Origin of the sequence: uncultured Senegalimassilia sp. (assembly GCF_934632265.1) — a bacterium.
GTDB lineage: Bacteria > Actinomycetota > Coriobacteriia > Coriobacteriales > Eggerthellaceae > Senegalimassilia.
Genome location: NZ_CAKTYH010000075.1, coordinates 1 through 9,848, shown reverse-complemented (window position 1 = coordinate 9,848; position 9,848 = coordinate 1). Strand labels below are relative to the sequence as shown.

The 9,848-nt window shown below is 64.5% G+C and carries 10 protein-coding genes; 2 read left to right on the top strand and 8 right to left on the bottom strand.

Features of this window, described 5'->3' with window-relative positions:
* Nucleotides 1-443: 443 nt before the first annotated feature.
* The 8 genes from Q0H50_RS06480 to Q0H50_RS06445 all read right to left on the bottom strand — a co-directional run bounded on the left by Q0H50_RS06480 (nucleotide 444) and on the right by Q0H50_RS06445 (nucleotide 8,846).
* The gene (locus tag Q0H50_RS06480; RefSeq protein WP_294420677.1) at nucleotides 444-1,364 is read right to left on the bottom strand and encodes a thiamine pyrophosphate-dependent enzyme; all 921 of its coding nucleotides are present in this window, start codon (nucleotides 1,362-1,364) and stop codon (nucleotides 444-446) included.
* Nucleotides 1,365-1,366: 2 nt separating this feature from the next.
* Nucleotides 1,367-2,668 carry a transketolase C-terminal domain-containing protein gene (locus tag Q0H50_RS06475; RefSeq protein ID WP_294420674.1) on the bottom strand — a complete coding sequence of 434 codons (1,302 nt, stop codon included), beginning with the start codon at nucleotides 2,666-2,668 and terminating at the stop codon, nucleotides 1,367-1,369.
* A 5-nt stretch (nucleotides 2,669-2,673) separates the two neighbouring features.
* Nucleotides 2,674-3,624, bottom strand: a complete 951-nt coding sequence (locus Q0H50_RS06470) for a 2-oxoacid:acceptor oxidoreductase family protein (protein WP_294420672.1) — start codon at nucleotides 3,622-3,624, stop codon at nucleotides 2,674-2,676.
* A gap of 144 nt (nucleotides 3,625-3,768) precedes the next feature.
* Nucleotides 3,769-4,422, bottom strand: coding sequence for a LysR family transcriptional regulator substrate-binding protein (locus Q0H50_RS06465; RefSeq protein ID WP_294420671.1), 654 nt, complete (start codon nucleotides 4,420-4,422; stop codon nucleotides 3,769-3,771).
* An 86-nt stretch (nucleotides 4,423-4,508) separates the two neighbouring features.
* Nucleotides 4,509-5,852, bottom strand: a complete 1,344-nt coding sequence (locus tag Q0H50_RS06460) for a phenylacetate--CoA ligase family protein (RefSeq protein WP_294420669.1) — start codon at nucleotides 5,850-5,852, stop codon at nucleotides 4,509-4,511.
* Nucleotides 5,853-6,115: 263 nt separating this feature from the next.
* Nucleotides 6,116-6,949 carry a deoxyribonuclease IV gene (locus tag Q0H50_RS06455; protein WP_294420667.1) on the bottom strand — a complete coding sequence of 278 codons (834 nt, stop codon included), beginning with the start codon at nucleotides 6,947-6,949 and terminating at the stop codon, nucleotides 6,116-6,118.
* 171 nt (nucleotides 6,950-7,120) lie between these two features.
* Nucleotides 7,121-8,167 carry a YeiH family protein gene (locus Q0H50_RS06450; protein WP_294420664.1) on the bottom strand — a complete coding sequence of 349 codons (1,047 nt, stop codon included), beginning with the start codon at nucleotides 8,165-8,167 and terminating at the stop codon, nucleotides 7,121-7,123.
* Nucleotides 8,168-8,390: 223 nt separating this feature from the next.
* The gene (locus Q0H50_RS06445) at nucleotides 8,391-8,846 is read right to left on the bottom strand and encodes a C-GCAxxG-C-C family protein (RefSeq protein WP_294420662.1); all 456 of its coding nucleotides are present in this window, start codon (nucleotides 8,844-8,846) and stop codon (nucleotides 8,391-8,393) included.
* A 128-nt stretch (nucleotides 8,847-8,974) separates the two neighbouring features.
* On the opposite strand from Q0H50_RS06445, the gene Q0H50_RS06440 reads away from it, so the two are divergent.
* Both Q0H50_RS06440 and Q0H50_RS06435 read left to right on the top strand, forming a co-directional pair.
* Nucleotides 8,975-9,553: a carbonic anhydrase gene (locus Q0H50_RS06440; protein WP_294420660.1), complete on the top strand. Its 579-nt coding sequence runs from the start codon at nucleotides 8,975-8,977 to the stop codon at nucleotides 9,551-9,553.
* 80 nt (nucleotides 9,554-9,633) lie between these two features.
* Nucleotides 9,634-9,848 (top strand): hypothetical protein (locus Q0H50_RS06435; RefSeq protein ID WP_294420658.1); only part of this gene is annotated, 215 nt, incomplete at its 3' end.

Here is a 9,848-nt window from a genome sequence, read left to right as displayed (position 1 = left end):
GTCCAGCGCCGCCAGCTTCTTCACCAGCGATTCGGCAAAGCCGATATCCGTGACGGCGCACATGGCCACGCTGGTGCGTCCCAGACTGCGTCCCAGCGCATCCTTGTCCGCGGGCAGCGTCACGCACAGCGTGCTTTTGAACCTGAAGGTGCCGACCCTCATCGTCCCTCAGGCATAAGCGCTCCGCAACATATCCGATGTCGCATCTCCCCTTGGCGGCATCCCTCGCCATACGGAAACCGGCGCTCTCGAGCGCCGGTTTCCGTATCTATAGGGTTTTGCGGGCGAACGAATCGCCGTCGCCAAAGTGCGCGACGTCTGGCTGGCCCGCCGCCGCGCCATCCCATCCGGCGGCGGACGGTCCCATGGTGCCATGCTGTCGCCAGGAGAATGTCTCCGCGGCGGTAACATATTCGCAAGTTGCCGCCGCCGGGGCGCTTGCCCTACACCGTCCAGTCGCGGCGGATTTGCTCCCATTTTGCGTCTCGGCCGGCTTCTACCTGGGCGATCTCGTCGTCGGTGAGCGCGCGGAACCTGCCTTGGCGGCGCAGGTACGCCTCCACGCTGGCGAACTCGCGCGGGTTTTTGCTGAGCTTGAACTGCCCGCCCGGCACGCCGCTGAGCTGCGGTCCTTCGTATTCGGCCAGATACCACAGGCCGCAATCCACGATGTCGCGTGCCACGTCCACCATGTCGGCCTCGGGGCAGCCCCAGCCGGTGGGACACGGCGCGATCACGTGGATGAAGCGCGTGCCGCGGATGTCGCGGGCGCGCTCGAGCTTGCGCAGGAAGTCGGGCAGATACCCCACGCTTGCCGTGGCCGCATAGGGGATGCCGTGCGCCGCCACGATCTCGAACACGTTCTTCTTCTGCGTCAGGCACCCGTGCGTGTTGCGCCCGGCCGGCGTGGTGGTGGTCTTCGCGCCGAAGGGCGTCAGCGAGCTCTTCTGGATGCCCGTGTTCATGTACGCCTCGTTGTCGTAGCAGATGTAGAGCACGTCGTCGTTGCGGTCGATGGCGCCGGAAAGCGCCTGCAGGCCGATGTCGGCGGTGCCGCCGTCGCCGGCGAAACCCACCACGGTGCAGTCGTCGGGCTTGATGCCCTGCGCCCGCAAACCGGCCTCAATGCCCGTAAGCACGCTCGCCGTCGCCGCAAAAGGCGTGATTATCGCGTTGTTGGCGAACGAAAGCTGCGGGAAGTTGAAGCCCACGGCGCTCATGCATCCTGCCGGCAGCGCTGCCACTGCGTTCGGGCCGAGCACCTTGAGCGCTGCGCGCACGGCAAGCGAGCCGCCGCATCCGGCGCATGCCTTGTGCCCGAAGAAGAACTCGTCATCGGTCAAGGTCTTCGCGTTCAAAGCCATGGCTAGCGGCCTCCTTCCGCATCGGTTGCGCACGCGCCGCTGCGCGCGCCTTCAGGGTCGCTGCCGGCAACGGCGTCGTCGCCGCAGCCTTCGCAGCAGGGGTTCCCGAACTCGTCGGCCACGGAGTCGACGCCCAAAAAGCCCACGCGCGGGCAGTCATCGGGCGCGATGCGTCCCGCGGCGATTTGGGAAAGCACCTCGAACATGCCCCTCATCTGGTCCTGCGTGATGTCGTCGCCGCCCAGGCCGCCCACGAAGTTCACCACCGGCACGGCGTTGCCCGCCTGCTGCAGCGCGGAGCACACGTTGGTCATGACCGTGCCTTCCGCGCCGAAGCTGACGTCCTTCTCCAGCACGCCCACCGCCGCCGCGCCCGCCAGGGCCGCGACGATCTGCTGCGCGGGGAACGGGCGCATGTAGCGGATGCGCACCAGGCCCGCCTTCACGCCCTGCGCGCGCAGCTGCGCCACGCGCTCGCGCGCCAGGCCGGCGATGGAGCCCAACGTCACCAGCACGATATCGGCATCGTCGCAGTCCACGGCCTCGATCAGTCCCGGATAGCTCCTGCCTAACACCTCGGCGAAACGCGCCTCAACGCGCTCGACGGCGTTGGCGGCCGCTAGCATGCCCTCGTGCGCGGAGTGCTTGAAGTAGCGGTTGAACTCCGGGCCGGCCGAGTAGCCGATGTTGACGGGGTTTGCGAAGTCGAAGCGGTTGCCCGCGCCGTCATAGGGCGGCAGGAACGCATCGGCCTGCTCCTGGGAGGGGATGTCCACGCTTTCGTAGGTGTGCGTGAGTGCAAAACCGTCCAAGTTCACCATGAACGGCGTGCGGACCTCGGGGTCCTCGGCCACGGCGTAAGCCATAAGCGCCAGGTCGAGCGCCTCCTGGTTGTCCTGCGCGTATGCCTGCACCCAGCCGTGGTCCAGAAGCGCCAGGCTGTCGCGCTGGTCGCCGTAGATGTTCCATGGCAGCGCGGTGGCGCGGTTCGCGTTCATCATGACGATGGGGAAGCGGCCGCCCGCGGCATAGGTCAGGCACTCGGCCATGTACAGCAGGCCCTGGCTCGACGTCGCCGTGAACGTGCGCGCGCCCGTGGCCGAGGCGCCGATGGCGCACGATAGGGCCGAATGCTCGCTTTCGACGTGCACGTACTCGGCTGCCAGCTGGCCTTCCTCCACCATTTCGGAAAGGCGCTCGACCACTACGGTCTGCGGCGTGATGGGGTAGGCCGAGATCACCTGCGGCCGCGCCAGGCGCACGCCCTCGGCGAACGCCTCGTCACCGGATAGAAAACGCTTCATGAGCATCACGCCTCCTTCGCGTTCGCTTCGGGCGCCATGGAAAGCGCATCGAACTTGCAGGCGGCGGCGCAAACCCCGCAGCCTTTGCAGAAATCAAGGTCGATATCCACCGAAACGCCCGCCTTGCTCTGACCGGCAACCTTGAAGATGGCACCGTCCGGGCAGTACAGGTAGCACTGCAGGCAGCCCGTGCACGCGCCCGCGTCGAGCACCGGGCGCATGTTGCGCCAACCCGCGTTGACCTGCGTCAGGTACCCCGCGGCATAGCAGGTGGTGTCGGCGTAGGCGGAAGGCTCGGGAACGGCGGCGAACAGCTGCGGCATATGCGCTGCCGAAGAATGCGCCGACCGGTGCAAGGCGGTTACCGTCTCCACCCCTTCGCCAGGCTGACCTGCGGATTCGCCGCTAGCAGCTTCCGTATGCCCGGCAACATCAGCCTGCTGCACCAGCGCGATGGCGCGCTCGACCACCTTGATGTTGCCCTCGTGCAGCTTCGCGGGCATGTATTGGCGGATGGCCTCCTCCACGCTCTCGCGGTCCACGCAATCGGCAAGCTGCGCCAGCGCGCCCAAAAACACCGTGTTGGGGATGGGCCGGCCCAGAAGCTCGGTGGCCAGGCCGTCCGCGTCGATGGCCAGCAGGCGCGGGTCGTCCAGCGCATCGGCCGTGTTCACCAGGCAGATGCCGCCCGGCTTCAGCTCACGCTCCCAGCCGGGCGCCAACAGCGTTCCGTCCAGGTAGATCACGAAATCAGCCTTCGAAACGGCGCTTCGGTCACCGATTTGCACCGTATCGATTTTGGTGAACGCGCGCATGGGGGCGCCGCGTCGCTCGGGGCCGAACGAGGGGAACGCCAGCGCGTGCCGCTTGCCGTCAAGCGACGCCGCCGCGCCCAGAAGCCGAGCGGCGGTGAAGGCCCCCTGCCCGCCGCGGCCATGCCAAAGCACTTCTATCATGTGAAACCTTTTCCCGTCTTGGATACGCCGTTCCATCATACGCCAGGCTTTTGCCCGGCAGCAGGCGGGCCCGGCGTCTGCCCGCAAAACGCCGAAAAGGGGACGAGCGTGCTCGTCCCCTCAAAGGTCGCAAAACCGCGTTTCCTAGAACTTGGCGTAGCGCTCCAGGTTCTTCTCGAGCGTCGCCACGAAGCGCGCCGCGGTGCCGTCGAGCTGCGCGCCCTTCCTCTTCAGGTAGCCCAGGCGCAGCGTGACGTCCGCGTCAAGCGGCACCGTGCGCAGCTGCGCGCCGTCGGAGATGCCCACCAGGATGCCGGAGGTGACCGTGTAGCCGTTGAGCGCCACGATCAGCTCGGAAAGGCTGGCGCGGTCGGTGGTGGCGATGGACTTGGCGCGCGGCTGGTCGCCCAGCGCCTCCTCGAAGAAGGCGGCCGGAGCGTCTTTGCCCTGGTCAAAGTAGATGTAGGGGTAATCGGACAACTGCTCGAGCGTCAGGCTGGACGCGTTGACCAGCGGGTGGCTGGCCGGCAGCGCAACGCGCGGGGCAGACTCGACCAGCTGCACGAACTCAAGGCCGGCGGCGTCGAAGGCGGTGTCAAGGTCCGCGGCGGTCGCGGAGGTCTCGAACACCACGCCCAGCTCGCTTTCGCCCGACGCTACGTCGTCGATGACGCCCTGCGTGGTGCGGTCGCGGAACGCGTAGTTATAGGAGTCGCCGCCCAGCGCCAACACCGTGTGCGCAAACGTCTGGACATTGAACAGGTAATGCTGCCCGGAAACGGAGAAATCGTATGCCATGGGAAGATCCTTTCGCTTAATGCCGCTTCCCGCAAAACCCGCCGCGGGAAGCGGCCGATGTAAACCAGGGGGTTTTGCGCCGCCGCTTACTTGGCGCTTTCGCGCTCGTCGATGAAGCGCTTGGCCTTGTGCTCGCTGGAGGTGCCCAGCTTGTCGGCGTCGAACACGATGACCTTGGCCGGACGCACGCCCGTATGGGCCTTCAGCGCCGCCTCGACGCGCTTGGACACCTGGTCGTAAGGCTCGTCGCTGCCCAGGGCGCGCTCGACGGACACCTCGTAGCGGGTGGTGAAGTTCTGGTCGTACACGCGGATGGAGTACTCGCCGGTCAGGCCCGGCTCCTTGCGCACGACGTACTCGACGTCGGAGGGGAACACGTTCACGGCGCCCACGATGAACATCTCGTCCTTGCGGCCGGTCACGTGGATGCGGGCATGGGTGCGGCCGCAGCTGCACTTCTCCGTGGAAACGTAGCCGATGTCGCCGGTGCGGAAGCGGATCATCGGGCGGGCCTTCTTCATAAGCGTGGTGTAGGTCAGCTCGCCGGTGCTGCCGGGCTCGAGCACCTCGCCGGTGACCGGGTCGACGGTCTCAACGAGGATCTGGTCCTCCACGATATGCAGGCCGTCCTTCGCCTCGCACATGGCCGCGCAGGCGCCGTAGATGTCGGACAGGCCGAAGAAGTCGACTACGTTCGCGCCCCACAGCTCCTCGATGCTCTCGCGCGTGGATTCGATCGAACCGCCCGGCTCACCTGCGACGATGATGGTGCGGATGCTGAAGTCGTTGCGCGGGTCGAGGCCCTTCTCCTTGATCTTCTGACCCAGGGTCCAGGCGTAGGAGGGGCTGGTCCAGATGATGGTGGGCTGGTACTGCTTCAGCACGAAGATCAGGCGGTCGGAGGGGATGGCGCCGGCCCAGATGGCAAGCGCGCCCAGGCGCTGCGCGCCGATGACGTCGGGGCCGCCGACGTACAGGGCGAAGTTCAGGCCGTGGACGTAGCGGTCGTTGGGGCGCATGCCGGCCTGCCAGAACAGTCGGGCCTCGGTGTCCTGCCACAGGTCGAAGTCCTCCTGCGTGAAGGGGCTGACCGTAGGCACGCCGGTGGAGCCGGAAGAGGTGGCCATGAACACGACGTCCTCCTCGGGCACGCTGCACAGCTCGCCGAAGAAGCTGCCCACGTGCTGGGTGTCGCGCTCGGTCTGCTTGTTGATGAAGGGGAACTTCGCAAGGTCGTCGAGCGTTTTGATGTCGGAGGGCTTCACGCCGGCGGCGTCGAAGCTGCGCTTGTAGTAGACGGTGTTGTCGTAGGCGTACTGCACCATGGTCTGCAGGCGCTCGAGCTGCAGCTGCTCAAGCTCGGGGCGCGGCATGCACTCGATTTCCGGATCGTAGTACTTCTGGTCGTACGGGATGTTCTTCTTTGCCATGATGCGGTGCTCCTTGGATCGCGTAGTGCCGGCGGGCGCCTTGCCTGCCGTGGTTTTGCTGTTCGTATTGAAACACTGTATCGCCCGGTATTCAACGCAGGTTACTAGGATATTTATCGATGGATTGCTATCGGTCAAAACGATAACCTAGCTGACCTGGGAATATATGGCGAAGGAGGGGGTGGGAAGAGGAAGGCTGGCGAAAAGATGTGCGGTGTTTGTTGTGGTTATCTACCGGTTTGCACGCTCAACGGCGGGCGCGTTTAGCCTTCCGCCAGTTCGCGCAAAAGCTTGATCTCGGCTGCGTAACCGGGCAGCTCGTTGGGGGTTTCCAGGATGAAGGGCAGGTCGCGAAGCGCGGGGTGCGTGACGATGCGTTGGAACGCGTCGACGCCGATGAAGCCCTGGCCGATGCATTCGTGGCGGTCCTTGTGCGCCCCGCAGGGGTTCTTCGAGTCGTTGATGTGCACGGCGCGCAGGCGGTCAAGGCCGATCACGCGGTCGAACTCGTCGAGCACGCCGTCCAGGCCGCCCACGATGTCGTAGCCGCCGTCGTGGACGTGGCACGTGTCCAGGCATACGCCCATGTGGTCGGAAAGCTCCACGCGGTCGATGATGGCGGCAAGCTCCTCGAACGTGCGGCCAACTTCCGTGCCCTTGCCCGCCATGGCCTCAAGCAGCACCGTGGTGGTCTGTTCGGGACGCAACACCTTGTTGAGCAGGCCCGATATCAGTTCGATGCCCGCTTCCGCGCCTTGCTTCACGTGGCTTCCCGGGTGGAAGTTGTAGTAGTTGCCGGGCACGGATTCCATGCGCACCAGGTCGTCGGCCATGCATTCCAGCGCGAACTCGCGGGCGTGCGGCTTGTCCGAGCAGGGGTTGAGCGTGTAGGGGGCATGCGCCACCAGCGGGCCGAAGTTGTGCTCGGCCATCAGCGCGCGAAGCGCCGCGGCATCGGCGGGGTCGATGGCTTTCGCCTTGCCGCCGCGCGGATTACGCGTGAAGAACGCGAACGTGTTCGCGCCGATGGAAAGCGCGGTTTCGCCCATGGCCAAAAAGCCCTTCGACGTTGACAGATGGCATCCGATGGTCAGCATATCGACCCTTTCTTCGCTATAAAGCTTGCGTGAACTGAAGTTCTTGATGTTGGTGTTAGAGGCCTGGAAGTCCCGGGTCCGGGGGTTAAGGGATTCGGAAGGCCCGGGAGCGGGTAGGGCTCAGCGGGCCCGGAGCCGGCGCTTGCGTGTTCGCCGCCAGCACGCCAAACGCTACCAGAGCCCCAGCGCGTGCTGCGCCGCCAAGCTCGTGCACGCGATGGCCACCCAACATGCGGCGCCCAGCACGATGGGTTTTGCGCCAGACTTCACCAGGCCCACCACATCGGTGTTCAGGCCGATAGCCGCCATGGCCACCACGATGAAGAACTTGCTGAGCGTTTTGAGCGGCGCGAAAACGGCCGGGTCGATGCCCGCGGCGCTGGCGGTCGTGGCCACCAGGGAGGCGCACACGAACAGCACGATGAACGTGGGTAGCGCGCGTTTCAGACTGAAACCGCTGGTGGAAGCCGTATCCGTACCGTTTTGCGCGGCCTGCTTGCGCTCACGTGCGGAAACCCACAGCGCCAGCGCGAATGTGATGGGGATGATGGCCAGCGTACGCGTGAGCTTGACGATGGTGGCGTAATCGAGCGCGTTCGCGCCGGGGTGCATGTCGTCCCACACGGCCGCGGCGGCGGTAACCGACGACGTGTCGTTGACCGCGGTGCCCGCGAACAGGCCGAAGCCGTTATTGCTCAAACCTATAACGTCGCCCAGGGTGGGGAAGATGAGCGCCGCCAGCACGTTGAACAAAAACACCACCGATATGGCGTGCGCCACTTCCTGGTCGTCGGCCTTGATGACCGGCGCGGTGGCCGCGATGGCCGAGCCGCCGCAGATCGAGGACCCCACGCCGATGAGCGTGGCGGTGCGCCCAGGCACGTGTATCACGCGGCACAGCACGGCCGCGGTGATCAGCGATGCGGAGATGGTGGACAGGATGACGGGCAGCGACATGGCCCCCACCTGGGCCAATTGCGTCAGCGGCAGCCCGAAGCCCAGCAGCACCACAGCGGTTTGCAGGATCTTCTTCGATGCGAACTTGATGCCCGGCCCCGCAGCCCCTTTGTCCTTCCAGAACGTGCCAATGACCATGCCCAGCAAAATGGCGAACACGGCGCCGCCCACCAACGGCACCGCCTGGCCGAGAAACCAGCAGACGACGGCGATAAGGGCGCTTACGGCAATGCCGGGCGCAAGGGTTCTGATGCGGGACATGGGCTACCTTCTGAACATGCGCTGTATGACGCGGTCAACTATAGCGCAACGTTTGAGCGGCATGAGCGGCTGAGGCCGAATCGCGCGAAACGAGCAAGCACTTCGTGAAGATGCGCTTTAAGGGTTCAGTTCTTTCGGCCATTCGGAATGCCGCAGCGCAATCTCGAAAAAAGCCGCAGGCACATTGGCCTGCGGCTTTGCAAAAAACTAGGTATCGCAGCGCTTATTCGCCAGTGCGCGCGTCCGCCTGAAGAACATCGATGGCGATGTCCACGGCGTCTTGGATGCAGCCGGGGCAGGAGCGGATCGGCCCCGCGGGGTTGCCGATGCCCTTGAGCTCGGCGCAGATGGTGGTGCCGTTTTGCGCCTTGAATCGCGCGCACATTTGATCGGCCAGCTGGTACGTGTCCGTCTTGCTGACGGGGTTTTCGCTTCCGGCGCTTTTGACCCATCCGGTAGCCATGACGGCGCCTGATACCGCACCGCAGGTCTCGGAATAGCCGCCCATGCCGCCGCCGAAGCCCTCCATCAGGCGAAACGTTTGGTCGACATCAAGCCCGATCGCCGGCGCCAGCGTGCAAGCGACCGCTTGCGCGCAATTGAAGCCCTGCTCGAGATACGCCATCGCCTGTGTTTTGCACGCATCGTGGTCAAGTTCCAAAATCGCCTGTTTCGACATGGCAGTTCCTTTCCCCCTCGGTTTGCCCTATTGTAACCGCTAACATTTTGCAGCTTGTCGGCAGAAATGCGTTCAGGTTTGCGCAACGCGGTAAGCTGAGCGTGAACACAACGGAAGGGGAGCCCGCCATGAGTCACGAATCTTGCAATCTTACGGCAGATGAGGCACTCGAGCGCCTGCGCGAGGGAAACGCTCGCTACCTGAGCGCGAACCAAGCGCAGGGCGACGTGTCGCCGGAGCTGCGCCAGACGACGTTCCGCGAGGGCCAGCACCCGTACGCCATCGTGCTGGCGTGCTCGGATTCGCGCGTGATTCCCGAGGCAATCTTCTCGGCGGGCATCGGCGACCTGTTCGTCATCCGCGTGGCCGGCAACGTGGTGGACAAGCACCAGCTTGGCAGCATCGAGTACGCCGAGGACCACCTGGGCTGCAACTTAGTGGTGGTTTTGGGCCACACGTGTTGCGGCGCCGTCGACGCGGCCATGCACCACGAGCCCTACGGTACGGTGAAGTTCATCACCGATGAGATAGCCGACGCCATCGGCGACGAAACCGACGAAGCCGCGGCCTGCTTGGCGAACGTGGCGCACAGCGTCCGCCGCATCGAGGAAAGCCGCAAAGTCCGAACCGACGAAGCCGAACACGGCCTACGGGTGATAGGCGCCCTCTACCAAACCGACACCGGCGAAGTTCAGTTTCTGGAATGATAGGAGCTAAACTAGCTTCAGTAGGAGTTTTCGTAATAATTGCCATGTCAAAAGTATAGTAGATACGCTATACTTTTGACATGGCAAAAATCGATTACATATACGAAGCCGTCGACGATTTTGGGCTGATAACCTCTGCGGAGGCAGCGGATCTCGGCATGTCAAGGGCTGAAATGGTGCAGCAGGAAAAGCAGCTTAAGGAGATCGTAGCTAATAATAATGAGGAACTGACAGGCTTACAGTCTGTCCTGCAGGAGAGCAGCGGTGCAAAGGTAGAGGTATCTGGTGAGGTATA

Excerpts from the sequence above, each read along its gene's own strand:
- Q0H50_RS06455 (WP_294420667.1), bottom strand. The coding sequence starts at position 6,949 with ATGCTGACCATCGGATGCCATCTGTCAACGTCGAAGGGCTTTTTGGCC.
- Q0H50_RS06465 (WP_294420671.1), bottom strand. The coding sequence starts at position 4,422 with ATGGCATACGATTTCTCCGTTTCCGGGCAGCATTACCTGTTCAATGTC.
- Q0H50_RS06460 (WP_294420669.1), bottom strand. The coding sequence starts at position 5,852 with ATGGCAAAGAAGAACATCCCGTACGACCAGAAGTACTACGATCCGGAA.
- Q0H50_RS06470 (WP_294420672.1), bottom strand. The coding sequence starts at position 3,624 with ATGATAGAAGTGCTTTGGCATGGCCGCGGCGGGCAGGGGGCCTTCACC.
- Q0H50_RS06475 (WP_294420674.1), bottom strand. The coding sequence starts at position 2,668 with ATGAAGCGTTTTCTATCCGGTGACGAGGCGTTCGCCGAGGGCGTGCGC.
- Q0H50_RS06450 (WP_294420664.1), bottom strand. The coding sequence starts at position 8,167 with ATGTCCCGCATCAGAACCCTTGCGCCCGGCATTGCCGTAAGCGCCCTT.
- Q0H50_RS06480 (WP_294420677.1), bottom strand. The coding sequence starts at position 1,364 with ATGGCTTTGAACGCGAAGACCTTGACCGATGACGAGTTCTTCTTCGGG.
- Q0H50_RS06440 (WP_294420660.1), top strand. The coding sequence starts at position 8,975 with ATGAGTCACGAATCTTGCAATCTTACGGCAGATGAGGCACTCGAGCGC.
- Q0H50_RS06445 (WP_294420662.1), bottom strand. The coding sequence starts at position 8,846 with ATGTCGAAACAGGCGATTTTGGAACTTGACCACGATGCGTGCAAAACA.